The following is an 18,765-nucleotide window of genomic DNA, read 5'->3' as shown; positions in this document are numbered from 1 at the left end:
GGCCATCCACCTCCCCTTAAAGGGGAGGATCGGCTTTGTTCTCGAAAAGCAAATATCGGTTTGTAAACTACATAATCGCCAAAAGAAAAGGGCGGGAGCGTTGTGACGCCCCTGCCCCTCCACACCATTCGCCTCGCGAACGGTCCCCTCCCCAGGCAAGCCTGGGGAGGAATGATCAGGCCGCCTTGGAGCGGCTCATGCGCTTGCGCTCGTTCGGGTCGAGGTAGCGCTTGCGCAGGCGAATCGTCTTGGGCGTGACTTCGACCAGTTCATCATCGTCGATATAGGCGATGGCCTGTTCCAGCGTCAGCTTCCATGGCGGGGTCAGGCGGACGGCGTCGTCCTTGCCCGATGCACGGAAGTTGGTCAGCGCCTTGGACTTCATCGGGTTGACTTCGAGGTCGTCGGGCTTGGCGTTTTCGCCGATGATCATGCCTTCATAGAGCGCTTCGCCCACGCCGACCATCAGGATGCCGCGTTCTTCGAGCGGACCCAGCGCATAGGCATTGGCTTCGCCCGCGCCGTTGGAGATCAGAACGCCATTCTTGCGGCCTTCGATCTTGCCCTTGTGGGGGCCGTACTTCTCGAACAGGCGGTTCATGATGCCGGTGCCGCGCGTGTCGGACAGGAATTCGCCATGATAGCCGATCAGGCCGCGCGAGGGGGCGGAGAAGGTAATGCGGGTCTTGCCGCCACCCGACGGGCGCATGTCGGTCATTTCCGCCTTGCGCAGGTTCATCTTCTCGACAACCGTGCCCGAAAATTCATCATCGACGTCGATCATGACGGTTTCATAAGGCTCGGTCTTGCCACCATCCTCATCTTCGCCAAACAGCACGCGCGGGCGGCTGATCGACAGCTCAAACCCTTCACGGCGCATGGTTTCGATGAGCACGCCGAGCTGAAGCTCACCGCGCCCTGCGACTTCAAAACTGTCCTTGTCGGCGCTCTCGGTCACCTTGACGGCCACGTTCGATTCGGCTTCGCGGGCGAGGCGATCGCGGATCATGCGGCTCGTCACCTTGGTGCCTTCACGGCCCGCCATGGGCGAATCGTTCACCGCAAAGCGCATCGAGAGGGTTGGCGGATCGATCGGCTGGGCCTGGATCGGCACGGTGACAGACGTGTCGCAGATGGTGTTCGCGACGGTCGCGACCGCCAGACCCGCCAGCGAGATGATGTCGCCGGCCTTGGCTTCGTCGACGGGGACGCGATCTAGGCCATGGAAAGCCATGATCTTGGACGCGCGGCCGGTTTCGATGACCTTGCCATCCATGTCGAGCGCGTGGATCGCCTGGTTCACCTTGACCGAACCGCTGGTCACGCGGCCAGTCAGGATTCGGCCCAGGAAATTATCGCGGTCAAGCAGCGTCACCAGGAAGGTGAAGGGCACACCGTCAACTTCCACGGCGGGCGCAGGCACATGATCGACGATCTTCTGGAACAGCGGCTTCAACGTGCCCGAACGCAGCGTGGGATCTTCATTGGCGTAGCCGTTACGGCCCGATGCGTAGAGGACGGGGAAGTCGAGTTGCTCGTCAGTCGCGTCGAGCGACACGAACAGGTCGAACACTTCGTCCAGCACTTCCTGGATACGCTCGTCGGGACGGTCGACCTTGTTGACGACGACGATCGGACGCAGGCCCAGCGCCAGCGCCTTGCCGGTCACGAACTTGGTCTGCGGCATCGCGCCTTCCGACGAATCGACCAGCAGGACGACGCCATCGACCATCGAGAGGATGCGCTCGACTTCGCCACCAAAGTCGGCGTGACCGGGCGTGTCGACGATGTTGATGCGGGTGCCTTCCCACTCGACCGAGGTTGGCTTGGCCAGGATGGTGATGCCGCGCTCTTTTTCGAGATCGTTGCTGTCCATCGCCCGCTCTTCGACGCGCTGATTGTCGCGGAAGGTGCCGGACTGGCGGAAAAGCTGGTCAACGAGGGTGGTCTTGCCGTGATCGACGTGCGCGATGATCGCGATATTACGCAGGGACATGTCTTGCCTTTGGGATATGGGCTCCCCTGGCCGACACAAGGTCACACAGAGGCTTCGGGCGCGCCCCTACAGGAATTGATGCGCCGCGGCAAGGGTTGGGGGGTGAGAGCTGGGGGAAGTGATGCGGGGAGCGGGCGGCCGTCCCGCTCCCGCGCCGCATTAATGGTTGATGGTGATGATGTTCGTCGAAGCAACACTGCCGTCGAACCACGCCTTGCCGTCCGTCAGATCAAGATGCAGGCCCAGATCCTTGATCGCGGCGGCATCGTCGATGTCGACGCCCTGCTCCTTGAGCAAACCCAGAAAGCTGTTCATGAAGCGCACACGCGCCGCAGGACTGGCTTGCAACTTGGTCGTCAGAGTAGCTCTTGCCGTACCCATATCCATATTCCTCTCTGTTCAGCTGCAGTGTTCGAGCATGTTTCCGAAGAAGGCTGCAGCGCGTTCCTTCCCCAAAACCCCTTCGACCCGGTCCATTGTCTTGATGATTTCCTGCGTGCGGTAGGTTTCAAACACAGCCTGCACGCGAGCGGCGATTTGCGGTTTGCGGAGCACCGCATGGCAAGTGCTGCAGGCACCGGGATAATCTTCAAATTTCGGCATGTCGGCATACAGCGCCGGATCGAGCCGTTCGATAATGTCGTAAAATTGCGGAAATCCCTCTCGCTTGATCACGCGCAGCAAGAGCGATGCCTCGATTCGCGCCCGGATCAGCGCCAGCGGCTCGGTAAATGCATTGCCCATGACAAGGCCGGGCGTCGCCCGGTTGAAGGTCGAGCAACAGGGATAGGTCTTGCCATCCCAGAATATGACAATGTCATGATGGACGCGCCGGTAGCAGGTTTTCACCTTCGGACCCGTCAGCGCGGCGTAATCGACATCCCATTTGGTTGCCCGGCCGGTCTTGGCCACGATCTTGTCGATCAGATGGACGTTGGGCACCCCCACCAATCCCGGTACGAATTCGCGCAACGTTCCACCGGGCGTGTCAAAGGTGCCGACGATGTAAACGGGAATGTCATGTGCCGCACAGGCATGGGCGGCCCGCGTGACCGCATCGGGTGTCACAAACTCGGCATGGGAAGGGTCGCAGCTGATGTTCATCCGGCGCAGGCCGCAAGCCGCCATACGCGCCGCCAACCCCCGTGCTTCCTCCCCGCTTTCGCCCCAGTAGCCCGAACTTGCCACCGTGAAAGGCAAGCCATGCAGCGCGCAACGGTCGATCATCGCCAGAAAATCGTCGCGATGGACCATAGGTTCGCCGCCGGTGAAGCCGACCGAGGAAAAATGTTCGATGGCTGCTGCCTGGTCGATCAGGCTTAACGCCTTGTCGATCGGCATCCGTTCCTGACGGCCGGGATGACAACCATAACAGCAGAAATCGCATGATAATGGGCATGTCATCGTTGTGTTGAGGACAAGAACATCCTTCTCAAGAATGGCAGACCATTCCCGCAAATCTTCAAATTCTGACAAAGTCATATCCTCCCCGACGAATATTCGCGAAGATCAGTATTTTATGACAATTTGGGATTTTTATGGGGCGACCACTGCCATTATATCGGCGACTCGAATATTAGCATCGCGAGTCCATGCCATCAATTTTAATGATAACTGTATTTGCGTTTACCATAATTATGGCATCGCTATTATCAGTCATGTTGACGCTTCGATCGCCAAGATGGTGCCAAATCAGCGCGTTAACCCATCTCTCGCGCGCGGAAATTTTCCTGCGGCGAATGCCCCGCCGGAACGGTCCAGCCATCGGCGCGAGCGACGCGGCGGCAAACAAGCCCGATCGCGCGCTGACCCGGCTTTTCCGTGCCGATGTCCCGATCCATTTGCATCGGGCGCCGGGCCGGGCCATATTTCACGCCTGTTCCGCATTGAAGATGCAGTGTTATAGTCGCATATAACAGCCGCAAGGAGATAGCATGGCCAGCACCGCGCCCACCACGACCGCAACATCCTCCGGCGATCCGTTCAGCCTGACGCCGCCCGACCCGGTGCCGGTCGTAAGCGCCGAAAGGACCGCCGGGCTGGTGCCGATCGACGAAGGCAAAAAGTCCAAGCTGGACGAGAAGGTCGATGCCTTCATCGACGATCTGGTGGCGCAGGACGCCAATTCGCCCGCATTCGGCGCGCGGGTCGACCAGCTGACCAATATGGGGCGCAAGGAAATTGCCGAGGCGGCGGGGCATAGCAACCGCTTCCTCGACCGGCCTGTGCGCGCAATGGACAGCGACAGCAAGGTCGGCGCGGACCTGGCCGAACTGCGCCGCACGGTCGAGGATCTGGATCCTGGCAAGCGCGGCAAGCTGACCGCGCCCAAAAGGCTGTTCGGCATCATCCCGTTCGGCAACAAGATGCGCGACTATTTCGACAGCTATAAGAGCGCGCAGAGCCACATCAATTCCATCCTGGGATCGCTGGCCAGCGGCAAGGACACGCTGATCAAGGATAATGCCGCGATCGACGTGGAACGCCAGAATATGTGGGCGACGATGGGCCGTCTGGAACAGATGATCCATATCAGCAAGACGATGGACGCGCGGCTGGAAGCCAAGGCGCTGGAACTGGATTCGACCGACCCGACCAAGGCGAAGGCGATCCGCGAGAGCGCGCTGTTCTACATTCGCCAGCGTACACAGGATTTGCTGACCCAGATGGCGGTGACGGTGCAGGGCTATCTGGCGCTCGATCTGGTGAAAAAGAATAATGTCGAACTGGTCAAAGGCGTGGACCGCGCCTCCACCACCACGGTCGCGGCGCTGCGCACGGCCGTGACGGTAGCGCAGGCGCTGGTGGGACAAAGGCTGGTGCTGGAGCAGATCACCGCGCTCAACACTACCACCGCGAACATGATCGATTCGACCGGCGAATTGCTGAAAAGCCAGACCGCGCAGATTCACGAGCAGGCCGCATCCAGCACGATTCCGATCGAGACGTTGCAGCGTGCCTTCCAGAATATTTACGACACGATGGACAATATCGACAGCTTCAAGCTGAAAGCGTTGGAGAATATGAAAACGACCGTGACGACGCTGTCGCACGAGGTCGAGAAGTCCAAGGGCTATATCGCGCGGGCCGAGGGGCAGGCGCAGGCGTCGAAGGAAGCGCGAGCAGACAATCCCTTGCTGAGTGCGATCGAGGGGTGAGGATGTTCACCAAAAACATCCGTTCGTTTCGAGCGAAGTCGAGAAACGCAGGCACCGCGCTAACCGCTTCTCGACACGCTCGAAGCGAACGGAGGCAGGTGACATGAGCCGTTCCGATCGCGTGCTGGCCGATGCCGAAGCGGTGCTGCGGCGTCATAGCGAGCGGGGGCAAAGCCTGACCGCGCGGGCGCGGCAGCGGCGCAACGCGGGGCTGCTCCGCAAGATCAAATATGCCTTCTGGGCGATATTGGCGGTGATATTGGGCAGCGCGGTTGCCGGATTCGTGATGCCGCTGGGGACAACCGGCATCATGGTCGCGCTGGGGGTGATGATCGCGGCTTTGCTGCTGATCGGCCTGCTGCCGACGGAAACCCGCGTGCGGACCGAGGCGCTGGCGGAAACGCCGCTTACCGCCCTGCCGCTCCAGACCGAAATCTGGCTGGAAAATCAGCGCAAGGCGCTGCCTGCCCCGGCGGTGACGCTGGTGGACAGTATCGGCGTGAAGCTGGAGATATTGGCGCCGCAACTGGAAAGGCTCGGCCCGCAGGATCCCGCCGCGCTGGAGGTGCGTCGCCTGCTGGCAGACCATCTGCCCGAACTGGTCACCGGCTATCAGTCGATCCCCCAGCCGTTGCGGCGCGAGGAGCGCAATGGCCGGGTGCCGGAAAAGCAGCTGGTCGAGGGGCTGGCGGTGATCGACGCGGAAATTGCGCGGATGAGCGAAAGCCTGGCCAGTGGCGACCTGGACAAGCTGGCGACGCAGAACCGCTTTCTGGAGTTGAAATATCAGGAGGCGAAGGAGTTGGGGCAATAGCCCCGTTCTTCCCGGATGATCCACCTCACCCTCATCATCGTTGATTTTTTGACAGGGCTGCTGGCGGCGGGCGCATGGGCGCTGGCGTCCGCAGGCGGGGCAATTGCGGCGGTGGTCGGTGGCGGGGTGCTGGGCGTGTCGCTGTTCCGGCGCTGGCGGCGCAAGGGTTAATCCCCGCGCACGACCCGCTGCACTATGGCGTCGGACAGGGCTATGTCGAAATGCAGGCCAAAGCGTTTCGCCCGGACCCAGACGACATAGGCGATCGCGGTGATCCCTTCCGCCTCTATCCTGACGCGATCACCGGCCTGCGGAGGATGGTCGCAATGGGCCAACGCCCCTGTTGTCGACAGATCCAATATATGCGCGCGCAACGGCGTGCCCCGCAGGCGCAGCACCACCGGCTCGAACATTTTGTGCCGCGTGGCGATGCGCGGCTTTGGTCCTGACGGCGCAAGTGAAACATGGTCGGTCATGAAGGAACCTCCCTGACATCTTCATATTGCAGGAGCGAACAACATCCAATCACCATAAAGGATCAGGATCGCATTAACCCTGATTTTCGCTGTGATAGGCGCAAGGGACGATGCTGGCGGGGTCGGGGCGCGCGGCGATGCGGCGGAAGCGCGCGAAATAGCCGCCTGCCGTTGGCTTGGGGATGACCTCTTCCAGCCGGAAGCCCATTGCCGCCAGTTCGCAGGCAAGCAGGCGCGGCGGCGTGCCATGCTGCTCGGTCGGGCGGTTGGCATCGACAACGATCAACTCGCCATCCTTTTTCAGCGCAGGGCTGAGATGCCAGAGGAAGGCGTAAGGCTCTGCGATCTCATGATACATATGGACCATCAGGATACGGTCAAAACTGTTGACCGGCAGGCGCGGGTCTTCCGGCGCGCCCAGCTTGACGCTGACATTATCCAGCTTTTCCCGCGTGATGCGGCGCGAGAGCGCTTCGATCACTTCGGGCATGATGTCCTCAGCCAGGACTCTACCGGTTTTGCCGACACGGGCGGCGAGACGGACGGTATAATAGCCCTCGCCCGCACCAATGTCCGCCACGGTCATGCCGGGGCGAATGCCGGCGCGATCCATGATATCCTCCGCCTCATGCACCCGGTCGCGCGCTTCCTCACTCGACCAGCGAGTCGATACAATCGGGGCGACGGGGCGGTCAGCCAGCGGAAAGGGCGCGGCGGCAGGCGCGCGTTCCGCTTCATTGCCGGGCGACAGGCGATCGCAGGCAGCCAGCAGGACAAGCATGCCCGCCATGGCCACCCGCAGCATCGTCATCAGTCGACATCCTCGACATCGACGCTTTCGCCCGTCACCTTCTGGCTCAAGGCGGCGGCCATGAACGGATCGAGCGCGCCGTCCAGCACATCGTCAGGCGCGGTCGATGTAACGCCGGTGCGCAGATCCTTCACCAGCTGATAGGGTTGCAACACATAGGAACGGATCTGGTGGCCCCAGCCGATTTCAGTCTTGGCCGCATATTCGCCCGCGGTCACCGCTTCGCGCTTGGCGAGTTCGGCTTCGTAGAGCCGGGCTTTGAGCATATTCATCGCGGTGGCGCGGTTCTTGTGCTGCGACCGGTCATTCTGTGACGCGACGATAATGCCGGAAGGGACGTGGGTGATGCGCACGGCCGAATCGGTCGTGTTGACGTGCTGCCCGCCTGCGCCCGATGCGCGATAGGTGTCGATCTTGAGGTCGGATTCCTTGACCTCGATATCGATATCATCGTCGATCACCGGATAGACCCACACCGACGAGAAGCTGGTATGGCGGCGCGCGGCGCTGTCATAGGGACTGATGCGGACCAGGCGATGGACACCGCTTTCAGTCTTGGCATAGCCATAGGCGTTTTCGCCCTTGATCAGGAAGGTGGCGGACTTGATGCCCGCCTGATCGCCCGCCTGATAATCGACCAGTTCGACCTTGTAGCCGCGCCGTTCCGCCCAGCGGCGATACATGCGGGACAGGATTTCGGCCCAGTCCTGGCTTTCGGTGCCGCCAGCCCCGGCATGGATTTCCAGATAGGTGTCGCTGGCGTCCGCCTCGCCCGACAGCAGCGCCTTGATCTTGTCCTCATCCGCGCGGTCGGCCAGCGCCTTCAGGCCTGCAATGGCTTCGGACACCATTTCCTCGTCGCCCTCGGCCTCGGCCATTTCGATCAGTTCGGCGGTGTCGGACTTTTCGGAAGCGATCGCGCGGGTCGCGCCGATGGCGCTGTCCAGCCGGGTGCGCTCCCGCATCACCTCCTGCGCCAGCTTGGCATTGTCCCACAGGGTCGGGTCCTCGACGCGCGCGTTCAGCTCGTCTAGCCGCCGCAGCGCGCGGTCCCAGTCGAGCGACTGGCGCAGCAGGGCCAGCGCTGCGTCGATGCGATCAATATATTGCAGCGCTTCGGCGCGCATGGGTGGTCTCCGGGGTAGCTTGTCAGGTGCGTTAACGCATCAAGCGCCTGCCCCTATCCGAGGGCGGCGGATTTGGGAAGATCAATCCTCCCCTGACAGGGGAGGTGGCAGCCCGCAGGGCTGACGGAGGGGTAGCTCTCGTCCCGTGCTGGCGATGATATGGCATACAACCGCCTCAAGATCACGCAGCACATCAGTGGCGGGGATGCGGACGACCTTGATCCCTTCGCCCTTCAACCACGCATCACGCACGGCGTCCCGTTCGGGCTGGTCGCCCCGTCCATGGATCTCGCCATCGACCTCGATCGCCAGCCTGTGCCTTGGGCAGAAGAAGTCCAGGACGTAAATGCCTGCGGGATGCTGCCGGCGGAAACGGAGATTGGCCGGTCGCTCACGCAGTGCCTGCCAGAGCAAGATTTCGGGCAAGGTCATGGTCTGGCGAAGCGTTCGGGCGCGACGTTGCGTGTCTTTCGGGCCGTAGAGCATGGTCGCACCCTACCCCTCCGTCTGGCCTGCGGCCAGCCACCTCCCCTGTCAGGGGAGGAATTTAATTGGTCTCACGCCTGCAATTTCACAATTCTCCCCCGACGGGGGACGTGGCAGCCCAAAGGGCTGACGGAGGAGTAGCTCGCCTTGCCAACAAACATCAGCGTGAGTTGAGCATCCCTTGAGCAACAGCCTGCCGATATTGGTCATCGGTATAGCCCGAACATCTACGCCGCAGTTCGGCAAGCAAATCCTCGTCCGACAGAAACTGAAAGACAGCCTCTCGCACTTCTATGCAAAGATCATATGCCGTTGACGCAAGACGTTCATCCGTTGCCATCATGCCACCCAACCCTCAATAAATCCCGCCCTGATCCGACAGGAAATCGCTGTCCGTGCGCGCCCTTGTGCGACGGGCGGCGCGGGTCTCGGCGACCTTGGCCTGTTCCTCGGCTTCTTCCTTGCGGATGGTGCGGCGGGGTTCGGATTCGGGTTTGAAGGCTTCCCAGATGACGGCGGCCTTGGGTTCGCTGGTCGGCCAGGCGCCATAGACGCGCTTGCCAGACCGCCGGTCGATCGCGACCATGCGGATGCCCGCCGGGGCGATGAAGGGCGTTTTGGGCATGGTTTCCAGGATCGGGGCCATGGCCGCTTTCCAGATCGGCGCGGCGATCCGCCCGCCCTGCGCCCAGCCGCCCAGACTGCGCGGCTGGTCATAGCCGATATAGACACCGGCGACGAGATCGGGCGATCCGCCCACGAACCAGACATTGGTCGGGCCGTTGGTCGTCCCGGTCTTGCCGAACAGGGGGCGATTGAGGTCTGCCAGCACGGTGGCGGTGCCGCGCTGGACCACGCCTTCGGTGATGTGGACGACCTGATAGGCGGTCATCGGGTTCATCACCTGCTTGCCTTCAAAGCCGAAGCGCGGCATCGGCTTGCCGTCCCAATTGGCCGCGTTGCAGCCATCGCAGGCGCGCCAGCGTTCGGGCCAGATCACCTTCCCGCGCCGGTCCTGAACATAATCCATCACCCTGGATGGGAATTGCCGCCCCTGATTGGCGAGCGTCGCATAGGCGTTGACCATGCGTTCGACCGTGGTTTCGCCCGCCCCCAGCGCGAAGGAGAGATAGGGCTGATAATCGCCAATCCCCATGCCCTTGATGGTGCGCACGACCCGTTCCATCCCGGTCTGGCTGGCGGCGCGCACGGTCATCAGGTTGCGTGATTGTTCGACGCCCCAGCGCATCGTCTGCGGCCCGGCGCTGCCGCCCGAAAAGTTGCGGAAGCATTTCTGGCCAAGGCCCGCGCCCTGATAGACGCACAGGGGACCATCGACGATGATCGAGGCCGGTGTCATGCCGCCATCGAGCGCGGCGGCATAGACGAACGGCTTGATGGTCGAGCCTGGCTGGCGCAGCGCCTGGGTGGCGCGGTTGTAAGAGGAGAGGCGCGAATCGAAGCCACCCTGCATCGCGCGAATGCGACCGGAATGGACTTCTTCCACCACCATGCCGCCCGATACTTCGGGGATGGAGCGCAGCGCCCAGCTTGATCCGTTGCGCGCGACGACGATCAGGTCGCCCGGCTTCATCGCGGAAAAGGCAGGACCGCCGGTCTTGCGATAGGGGGTCTGGGCGGCGCTGGCGGGGAGCGTGCCGGTGTTGCCGTCGGAAAAGCCGAGTTGCGCGTCGGTCGAAGTGCGGCTGATGACGACGGCGACGCGCCATTGCGCATAATCGACGTCGATATAGCTGGCGGCCAGTTCCCGCTCCCAGCCCTTGTCGATATTGATATGGCCGACCGGACCGGACCAGCCGCGCCCGGCGTCAAAGCGCAGCAGGCCGCCGCGCAGCGCATTTTGCGTGCTGGCCTGCACCACCGGGTCATAGGGGCTGCGCACCCACAGGCCACCGGCATAGATGCTGTTGGGACCATCGCTCGCCTTTTCCCCGAACCGGGCGATCAGGCGGCGGCGCACCTCTTCCATATAATAGCCGCCTGCGCGCGCATCAAAGCCGGAACCGTGCATCGCCACGGTGCCAAGCGGCTGCGCCATCGCCGCGTCGCGCTGCGCCGGTGTGATCCAGTCACTCTTGACCATTTCGCCCAGCGCCCAATTACGCCGGTCGAGCGCGCGGGCGTGGCCGGATGGGCTTTCCGGGCGGTAATTGGCCGGCCCCTTGGGCAGGATCGACAGATAGGCCATTTCGTGGAGCTGGAGGTCAGCTACATCCTTGTCGAAATAGGCGCGGGCAGCGGCCTGCACGCCATAGGCGTTACGACCCAGGAATATCTGGTTGAGATAGAGTTCGAGGATCTGCTGCTTCGTCAGGACATTTTCCATGCGCCAGGCCAGGATCATCTCCTTCACCTTGCGCGTGGGCGAATATTCGTCGCCGATCAGCAGATTCTTGACCACCTGCTGCGTGATGGTAGAGCCGCCGCGCGCGCGCTGGCCGGAGCCGAGCTTGCTGGCATAATCCACCACCGCGCCTGCAAAACCGGGGAAATCGACGCCATGATGGTCGAAGAAGGTCTTGTCCTCCGCCGCCAGATAGGCACGGATCAGCAATGTGGGATAATCGCTATATTGCAGCTGGACGCGCCGTTCGCGGGCATAGCTGTGGACCGGCTGGCCATTAATGTCGCGCACGATGGTGGGCAGCGGCGGTTCATATTCCAGCAGCGTCGCCGCGTCCGGCAGGCCGCGTGCGAAGATCAGCCAGAACAGCGCACAGAATAGCAGGAAGCCGCCCAGCAGGATCGACGCCCAACGGAACAGGCGGCGCTGCCAGAGCGGGCGCAGACGATCGAGCACGCCGCCTGCGTCGCGACGCAGGCGATAGGCGAAGGACGATGCGGGCGGATTGGAACGGGCCTCTTCCATGACGGATCAGGCTCTAAGGTCAAAAAGCTCGTAGCGCCAGTGGGGATCGTTGATGTGGGTGATCCTCCCTCGGCGGGGGAGGATTTTGACTGGATCAGCCTCCGTTCGCACCGCCATGCATGGCCAGCTTGCGGGCGAAATGAACCTCGATCGCGCGGGCGACGCCGCGGGCGATTTTCTGTTGGCCATCGCGCGAGGCGAGAAAGGCTGCGTCGTCGGCATTGCTGATATAGCCGGTCTCGAACAGGACCGAGGGCGTATCGGGTGCTTTCAGGACCATGAGCGAGGCGAAGCGGTGATAGGCGCTGCGGAACGGCACATAGGGCGAGGCTTCGCGCTGGAGCAGGCGGGCAAAACTGGCCGATATATTCATCGATTCGCGCTGGGTCAGGTCGATGAGGATCGAGGAGACATCACCCGACTGACCACCCAGATTGACGCCATTGATGATGTCGGCCTTGTTTTCGCGCGCGGCCAGTCGTGCGGCTTCCCGGTCGGACGCGGTTTCGGACAAGGTATAGACAGTCGCGCCATGGGCTTCGGCATTTTCGGCCGCATCGGCATGGACCGAGATGAACAGGTCGGCGCCCAGCTTGCGGGCGATGCCATAGCGTTCCTGCAACACGAGATATTTGTCATCGTCGCGGGTCAGCGCCACGCGGACGCGGCCGGACTTGACCAGCTGATCGCGGATCGCCTGGGCAATGGCGAGCGTCACATCCTTTTCGCGCTTGCCATTTTCCTTGTTGATCGCGCCCGGATCATGCCCGCCATGGCCTGCGTCGATCACGATCAGCGGACGGGCACCGTCACGCGCGCCTTCGACTGGCGGCAGCGCCACGCCGCGCGCCATGGACGGGATCGGCACAGTGATGGAATGGAGGCGCTTTTGCGGACGGGCGCTCATGTTTGCGGGCGCGTCGAAGCTGGTGCGGCCCCTGCCCACTGCCGTGCGAAAAGCGGTGTCGGTTGCGTCCTTGAGCGAGAAGCTGAGCGATTTGCCGTCGGGTGCGATCTGCGCATCGCCCAATGTTGCCGGGCTGGCGAGGTCGAGGACGACGCGGGCGGTGCCCTGGCTCAACTGGCCCTGTCGCACGGCGGCGATCGCGCCATTGCCGGGCGCAAACTGACCGCGACCCACTTGCGCGCCGCTGATGTCGAGCGCGATCCGACGCGGTGTATCGAGCAGGAAGGCGGATGCGCCATCGACCCGATCATCGAAGCGGACAACGACGCGATCGTCGCGCACGTCGACGGCATAGATGCCACCGGCGCTGCCGGGCGCTGCCATCGTCAGGGTGCTTGCAAGGGCAAGGCTCTGCAACATGCGCCGTTTGTGCATCGCATCGATGCGGGCCGTCCAGCCAAATGTCATGCGCTTATCCGTTCAGCGTCCCCACGCTAAACCCCGGATTAAGCACAGCCTGTTGTGGCTCCGTAAAATGAGAGGGTTAATATGATTTTCAGCACGAAGCCCGATACGAGGGATACTGAAGGGTCTTTTTGGGAACGGGCTTCGCCCGTTCGTGCCGCACCAGCCCGCTCCCCCACCCAGCCACCCAAACAGGATACACTGTGGGTGGCCGGGTGGGGGAACGGGCTGGTGCGGTCCCAGAAATAGTCACGACATAATATTTCAGGCAGCCGTTGCCCCGTGGGTCTTTGACTGCTACCCATTCACATTCCCGCAAGACTTGCCTGTTTCATGGCGGTGCTGCGGGGAATTAAGAGAGGCATCGATGCGCACCCTGCGCGCCAAAGGATGCCAGTAACAGGTTGACGCTGCATGAGGCATGAATTCCATTCCACGCTTGCCCCGGTAACGGGCGATGCGGCGTGGATGGTCCGGCCCGGCGAATTGTCCGGCCCTGCCGACGCAGCAGACACGCATTATTTCCTTCAAACCTGGACGACGCCGCAACCCGCGCCCCTTTCGGCGCGCGCGTGGTCGTCCCTTCACTATCGCGTGGCGGCGCGGCCTTGTGCCGCAGCCCGTCCACGCCGGAGACTATTACATGACAATGCGTATGCTGATCGATGCGCGCCACCGGGAAGAAACCCGTGTCGCGGTCGTCAAGGGTAACCGGATCGAGGAATTCGACTTCGAGTCCGCTGAGCACAAGCAGCTCAAGGGCAATATCTATCTGGCCAAGGTAACGCGGGTCGAACCCTCGTTGCAGGCCGCGTTTGTCGATTATGGCGGCAACCGCCACGGCTTCCTCGCTTTCAGCGAAATCCATCCCGACTATTATCAGATACCGCGTGAGGACCGCGAAGCGCTGCTGCGCGAAGAACGCGCCCATGCCGAGGAAGAGGCCGCGCTGCGCGCCGATTTCGACGATGAGGATGACGAGGACGGCCATGGCAGCGTCGAGACGGTCGAGGCGACCCATCATCATGATGATGAGGACGAGCAGGAAGCGGGCGAACAGGCCGAAGGCAGCGAGACCGAGGGCAATGGCGGACGCGGCAATGGTCGCGGGCGTGGCCGTGGCCGGGGTGGCGACGACGCCGCCGACGAACTGCGCCGCAAGCGCATGGCGCTGCGCCGTCGCTACAAGATTCAGGACGTCATCAAGCGCCGCCAGGTATTGCTGGTGCAGGTCGTCAAGGAAGAACGCGGCAACAAGGGCGCGGCGCTGACCAGCTATTTGTCGCTGGCCGGTCGTTACTGCGTGCTGATGCCCAATACGTCGCATGGCGGCGGGATTTCGCGCAAGATCAGCAACGCGGCCGACCGCAAGCGGCTCAAGACGATCATCGCCGACATGGCGCTGCCTTCCTCGATGGGCTGCATCGTGCGCACCGCAGGGCTTCAGCGCACCAAGGTCGAGATCAAGCGCGACTTCGACTATCTCGCCCGGCTGTGGGACGAAATTCGCGAAAATACGATGAAGTCGGCCGCCCCGGCGCTGATTCACAATGACAGCGACCTGATCAAGCGGGCGATCCGCGATATCTACAACAAGGATATCGAAGAAGTCATCGTCGAGGGCGAGCATGGCTACAAGGCCGCGAAGGACTTCATGCGCCTGCTGATGCCCAGCCATGCGCGCAAGGTGAAGGGCTATGCCGACGCAGTGTCGCTGTTCCAGCGCGCCGGTGTCGAGGATCAGTTGGCCGCCATGTATAACCCGGTGGTGCAGCTGAAATCAGGCGGCTATCTGGTCATCAACCCGACCGAGGCGTTGGTGTCGATCGACATCAACTCCGGCCGGTCGACCCGCGAGCATGGCATCGAACAGACTGCGGTTGCCACCAATCTGGAAGCGGCGCGCGAGATTGCGCGTCAGTTGCGGCTGCGCGACATGGCCGGTCTGGTCGTCATCGACTTTATCGACATGGAGGTGAACTCCAACATCCGCAAGGTCGAGAAGGCGATGAAGGACGCGCTGAAGGACGATCGCGCGCGCATCCAGGTCGGCCGGATTTCGGGCTTTGGCCTGATGGAAATGAGCCGCCAGCGCCTGCGCACCGGCGTGCTGGAAGCATCGACCCGCCAGTGCCCGCATTGCGAGGGCACCGGTCTGGTCCGCACCGCTTCGTCGGCCGGCCTGTCCGCGCTGCGTATGCTGGAAGAGGAAGCGGCGCGTGGTCGCGGCAACGTCATCACGCTGCGCGCCAGCCAGGAAGCGGCCTTCTACGTCCTCAACAACAAGCGTCGCGAACTGGACGAAATCGAGCAGCGTTATGGCGTCAGCATCGTCGTCCTGCCCGATGGCGAAGTTGAAGGCGCGCGCATGTCGGTGGAACCGAGCGGTCCCCGGCCTGAGCGCGTCGTGACCTATGCCCCGATGGATCAGGATGACGACGAACTCGACCTGATCGAGGAGGAAGAGGAAGAAGAAGAGCCGCAGGCCGAGGACGAGGAAGAAGTCGTTGCCGAGCGTGAGCCGCGTGGCGATCGCGAACAGGGCGACCGGGGCGAGGATCGCGATGGCAACCGCCGCCGCCGTCGCCGGCGTCGCCGTCGTGGCGGCCAGCGCGACGACAATCGCGTCGAGGGTGAAGCTGGCGACGACAGCGAAGCTGGGGCCGAAGCTGCGGATGCCGAAGAAGGCGCAACCGAGGACGGCGAAGCCGAAGCCGAAGTCACCGTCACCACCGCCGAAACCGAGGAAGAGGGCGCTGCCCGTCGTCGCGGTCGCCGTGGTCGTCGTGGTGGTCGTCGTCGTCGCGAAGGTGGCGAAGGCACGAGCGAAGCAGGCACCGAAGCCGTGGAGGCCGAACCGGTCGCCGACGAAGCGCCCGTGATCGAGGAAGCCGCTGTCGAGGAGGCTCCCGCCGAGGAAGCCCCCAAGACCCGCCGCCGTCCCCGCGCCCGCAAGCCCAAGGCTGACAGCGCGGCGGTAACGGAAACGGTCGTCGAGGAAGCGCCTGTCGAGGTCGTGGCCGAGGCGCCTGCCGAAGTGGCCGCCGAGGAAGCGCCCGCCAAGCCCCGTCGTGGCCGTCGCACCAAGGCGCAGATCGAGGCTGACGCCGCGGCTGCTGCGGTTGCCGAAGCCGCGCCGGTGGCGGAAGAAGCCCCCGCCAAGCCCAAGCGCACCCGGCGCAAAAAGGCTGACGTTGCGGTGGAAGCCGAGGCGGCACCGGCCGTTGAAGCCCCTGCTGTGGTTGAGGAAGCCCCGGCTGCCGAGACTGTGGCGGCGGAAGGCGAAACCGAGGGCGTCAACGAAGATGGCACGCCGCGTCGCGGCTGGTGGCAGCGTACGTTCGGTCAATAACGGCCGGATCGCTCATCGATGAAAAAGCGCCGCTGCTCGTCCGGTTTCACCCGGTGCGCAGCGGCGTTTGCCGTTTGGCGCTCTGCTTCACCGGCGGTTCATGGCGCACATGGCATCGGCGGCGCGTGATGGTTCGACTGTTCCGATGGCTTGCCCTGTTGCTGGGCACATTCATGCTGATGGCGCGCCCGGCGCTGGCGCAGAGCATCCTGCGCGATGCAGAGACCGAGGCCTTCATGGCCGACATGTCCGCGCCGCTGGTGAAGGCGGCGGGGATGGACCCGCGCAATGTGCAAGTGCTGGTCATCAACGACCCCGAAATCAACGCCTTCGTCGCGGGCGGCCAATATGTGTGGGTCCATAGCGGGCTGATCGCGCAGGCCGACAATGTGAACCAGTTGCAGGGCGTGGTCGCGCATGAACTGGGCCATATCGAGGGTGGCCATATCGTCCGCTTTGGCGAGGGCATTCGCGAGGCGACCGGGGTGACGCTGCTTAGCCTCGTCCTTGGCGCGGCAGCGATTGCAGCGGGCGGCGCGGAAGCGGGCATGGGAATCATGGGCCTGGGCCAGCAGGCGGCGATGACCAAATTCCTGGCCTTTTCGCGCGGGCAGGAAAGCTCCGCCGATCTGGCAGGGGCGCGTTATCTGAGCGCGGCGGGCGTGAGTGGCCGGGGCAGCCTGGAATTCTTCAAGAAGCTGCAAAATCAAGAATATCGCCTCGCCATCCCGCAGGACAATAGTTATGGCCGCACCCATCCGCTGTCGGGCGAGCGCATCAATGTGCTGCGCGAAGTCTATACCGTTGACCCCGCGTGGGAAAAGCCGGTCGACCGGGGGCTGGAGCAGCGGTTCGAGCGGATCAAGGCCAAGCTGGTCGGCTTCGTATCCGAACCGACCCAGACCTTGCAGAAATATCCCGAAAGCGACCAGTCGATCCCGGCCCATTATGCCAGAGCCTATGCCTGGCACAAAAGCGCCTATCCGCAGCGTGCTCTGCATGAGGCCGACGCGCTGCTGGCGGCTGCCCCCGACGACCCCTATTTTCTGGAACTGAAAGGCCAGATATTGCTGGAAAGCGGGCGGCCGAAAGAGGCCGTCGCACCCCTGCGCGAGGCGGTGCGGCTGACCAACCAGCCGCTGATTTCGGTGCTGCTGTCCCATGCGCTGATCGCGACCGAGGATGAGGCGAATTTTGCCGAGGCGGAACAGGTGTTGCGGCTGGCCGTCGCGCGCGACCGGGAAAATCCCTTTGCCTGGTATCAGCTAGGCGTCGTCTATGAACGGCGGGGCGACACCCCCCGCGCCGCGCTGGCGACGGCAGAACGCTATGCCATGATCGGCCAGCATCCCATGGCACTCCGCAGCGCCGACGCGGCGATGCAGGGGCTGAAGCCGGGTACGGTTGACTATCTGCGGGCGCAGGATATCGCGATGGTATCGCGCGCCGCGATAGAGCAGCAGCGGAAGAAACGATAAGATGACGCAGCAAATCCGGCCGCCATTCCGCGCGGCCCTTTCCAACAGGATGATCCAGATGACCCTTGGCGCTTTCGCCTTGATCGCGGCAGCCGCCGGGACCGCTCTGGCCGTGCAGGCGCCCGCTGGCGTCAATGCCACGGACAAGAGCGCGATCGAAAAAATCGTCCACGACTATATCCTTGAGCACCCTGAGATCATCCCGCAGGCGATCGAGAAATTGCAGGCCAAGCGGATGTCGGGGACGATAACCGACAATCGCGCGGTGCTGGAAAAGCCCTATGCCGGGGCATGGGAAGGCGCGGCCAATGCCGACGTCACCGTAGTCGAATTTTTCGACTATGCCTGTAGCTATTGCCGCGCGTCACTGCCCGATCTCGCCAGGCTGGTGGGGTCGGACGCGAAGGTGAAAATCGTCTATCGCGAACTGCCGATCCTGTCGGAGGAAAGCAGCGACGCTGCAAAGGTATCGCTGCTGGCGGCCGAGCGGGGGCAATATATGGCCTATCACAAGGCGCTCTATGGCGCGGGCAAAGTGACGCGCGACACCATCGTCGCAGCGGCAGCGAAGGCGGGGATCAGCAGGGCCGACGCCGAAGCGGCGATTGCGTCGAGCAAATATGACGCCGAAATCCAGTCCAACATCGCCCTTGCGCAGAAATTGCAGGCCAGCGGAACGCCGACCTTCGTAATCGGCGATCAGGTGCTGAACGGCGCGGTGGGTTTCGACGCGCTCCAGACCGGCGTGGCGACGGCACGGGGGAAGTAGTCAAAACTCATCCTCCCCTGCAAGGGGAGGTGGCTG

The 18,765-nt window shown here is 63.0% G+C and carries 17 protein-coding genes; 7 read left to right on the top strand and 10 right to left on the bottom strand.

Translation table 11 applies throughout. The annotated features are described in order from the left end of the window. Window positions 1-175: 175 nt before the first annotated feature. The 3 genes from typA to EBBID32_RS04700 form a co-directional block, all read right to left on the bottom strand. Window positions 176-1,996, bottom strand: a complete 1,821-nt coding sequence (gene typA / locus EBBID32_RS04710) for a translational GTPase TypA (protein ID WP_006951577.1) — start codon at window positions 1,994-1,996, stop codon at window positions 176-178. Between the two features lie 159 nt (window positions 1,997-2,155). Further along, complete coding sequence (locus tag EBBID32_RS04705; RefSeq protein ID WP_037488795.1) at window positions 2,156-2,377, bottom strand: hypothetical protein; 222 nt, start codon at window positions 2,375-2,377, stop codon at window positions 2,156-2,158. A gap of 18 nt (window positions 2,378-2,395) precedes the next feature. Further along, window positions 2,396-3,400 carry a radical SAM/SPASM domain-containing protein gene (locus EBBID32_RS04700; protein WP_196805588.1) on the bottom strand — a complete coding sequence of 335 codons (1,005 nt, stop codon included), beginning with the start codon at window positions 3,398-3,400 and terminating at the stop codon, window positions 2,396-2,398. A 34-nt stretch (window positions 3,401-3,434) separates the two neighbouring features. Here EBBID32_RS04700 and EBBID32_RS24425 point away from each other — a divergent pair, with 34 nt between their 5' ends. From EBBID32_RS24425 to EBBID32_RS24420, 4 genes are all read left to right on the top strand, one after another. Beyond that, the gene (locus EBBID32_RS24425; protein ID WP_196805587.1) at window positions 3,435-3,902 is read left to right on the top strand and encodes a hypothetical protein; all 468 of its coding nucleotides are present in this window, start codon (window positions 3,435-3,437) and stop codon (window positions 3,900-3,902) included. A 28-nt stretch (window positions 3,903-3,930) separates the two neighbouring features. Beyond that, the gene (locus EBBID32_RS04695) at window positions 3,931-5,154 is read left to right on the top strand and encodes a toxic anion resistance protein (protein WP_006951573.1); all 1,224 of its coding nucleotides are present in this window, start codon (window positions 3,931-3,933) and stop codon (window positions 5,152-5,154) included. Window positions 5,155-5,257: 103 nt separating this feature from the next. After that, a complete protein-coding gene (locus EBBID32_RS04690) occupies window positions 5,258-5,968 on the top strand; it encodes a hypothetical protein (RefSeq protein WP_006951572.1) in 711 nt (236 codons plus the stop codon). A 15-nt stretch (window positions 5,969-5,983) separates the two neighbouring features. Further along, the gene (locus EBBID32_RS24420) at window positions 5,984-6,139 is read left to right on the top strand and encodes a hypothetical protein (RefSeq protein ID WP_006951571.1); all 156 of its coding nucleotides are present in this window, start codon (window positions 5,984-5,986) and stop codon (window positions 6,137-6,139) included. On the opposite strand, the gene EBBID32_RS04685 is transcribed toward EBBID32_RS24420, so the two are convergent. The 7 genes from EBBID32_RS04685 to EBBID32_RS04660 form a co-directional block, all read right to left on the bottom strand. Further along, window positions 6,136-6,444, bottom strand: coding sequence for a PilZ domain-containing protein (locus EBBID32_RS04685; RefSeq protein ID WP_006951570.1), 309 nt, complete (start codon window positions 6,442-6,444; stop codon window positions 6,136-6,138). The genes EBBID32_RS24420 and EBBID32_RS04685 overlap by 4 nt on opposite strands. Window positions 6,445-6,517: 73 nt before the next feature. Further along, a complete protein-coding gene (locus EBBID32_RS04680) occupies window positions 6,518-7,249 on the bottom strand; it encodes a class I SAM-dependent methyltransferase (protein WP_037488799.1) in 732 nt (243 codons plus the stop codon). A 5-nt stretch (window positions 7,250-7,254) separates the two neighbouring features. Beyond that, a complete protein-coding gene (gene prfB / locus EBBID32_RS04675; RefSeq protein ID WP_006951553.1) occupies window positions 7,255-8,382 on the bottom strand; it encodes a peptide chain release factor 2 in 1,128 nt (375 codons plus the stop codon). Window positions 8,383-8,463: 81 nt separating this feature from the next. After that, entirely contained in the window at window positions 8,464-8,868 is a 405-nt protein-coding gene (locus EBBID32_RS23445) for an endonuclease domain-containing protein (protein WP_006951551.1), read from the bottom strand. Between the two features lie 160 nt (window positions 8,869-9,028). Next, entirely contained in the window at window positions 9,029-9,211 is a 183-nt protein-coding gene (locus EBBID32_RS23965; protein ID WP_156022460.1) for a hypothetical protein, read from the bottom strand. 12 nt (window positions 9,212-9,223) lie between these two features. Continuing rightward, window positions 9,224-11,758 carry a penicillin-binding protein 1A gene (locus tag EBBID32_RS04665; protein ID WP_006951545.1) on the bottom strand — a complete coding sequence of 845 codons (2,535 nt, stop codon included), beginning with the start codon at window positions 11,756-11,758 and terminating at the stop codon, window positions 9,224-9,226. A 94-nt stretch (window positions 11,759-11,852) separates the two neighbouring features. Further along, on the bottom strand, window positions 11,853-13,133 hold the full coding sequence (locus EBBID32_RS04660) for an N-acetylmuramoyl-L-alanine amidase (protein WP_006951543.1): 1,281 nt from the start codon (window positions 13,131-13,133) through the stop codon (window positions 11,853-11,855). A 640-nt stretch (window positions 13,134-13,773) separates the two neighbouring features. Here EBBID32_RS04660 and EBBID32_RS04655 point away from each other — a divergent pair. The 3 genes from EBBID32_RS04655 to EBBID32_RS04645 all read left to right on the top strand — a co-directional run bounded on the left by EBBID32_RS04655 (window position 13,774) and on the right by EBBID32_RS04645 (window position 18,729). Then, window positions 13,774-16,482 carry an Rne/Rng family ribonuclease gene (locus EBBID32_RS04655; RefSeq protein ID WP_006951540.1) on the top strand — a complete coding sequence of 903 codons (2,709 nt, stop codon included), beginning with the start codon at window positions 13,774-13,776 and terminating at the stop codon, window positions 16,480-16,482. A gap of 128 nt (window positions 16,483-16,610) precedes the next feature. Further along, window positions 16,611-17,960 (top strand): M48 family metalloprotease, encoded by a 1,350-nt coding sequence (locus EBBID32_RS04650; protein WP_037488780.1) that lies wholly within the window; start codon window positions 16,611-16,613, stop codon window positions 17,958-17,960. Window position 17,961: 1 nt separating this feature from the next. After that, entirely contained in the window at window positions 17,962-18,729 is a 768-nt protein-coding gene (locus EBBID32_RS04645; RefSeq protein WP_006951536.1) for a DsbA family protein, read from the top strand. The last annotated feature ends 36 nt before the right edge of the window (window positions 18,730-18,765 follow it).

The sequence above is a fragment of the Sphingobium indicum BiD32 genome, from assembly GCF_000382885.1.
GTDB lineage: Bacteria > Pseudomonadota > Alphaproteobacteria > Sphingomonadales > Sphingomonadaceae > Sphingobium > Sphingobium japonicum_C.
Note: the sequence above shows the minus strand (reverse complement) of the source record. Positions and strands in the feature narration are given on the sequence as shown.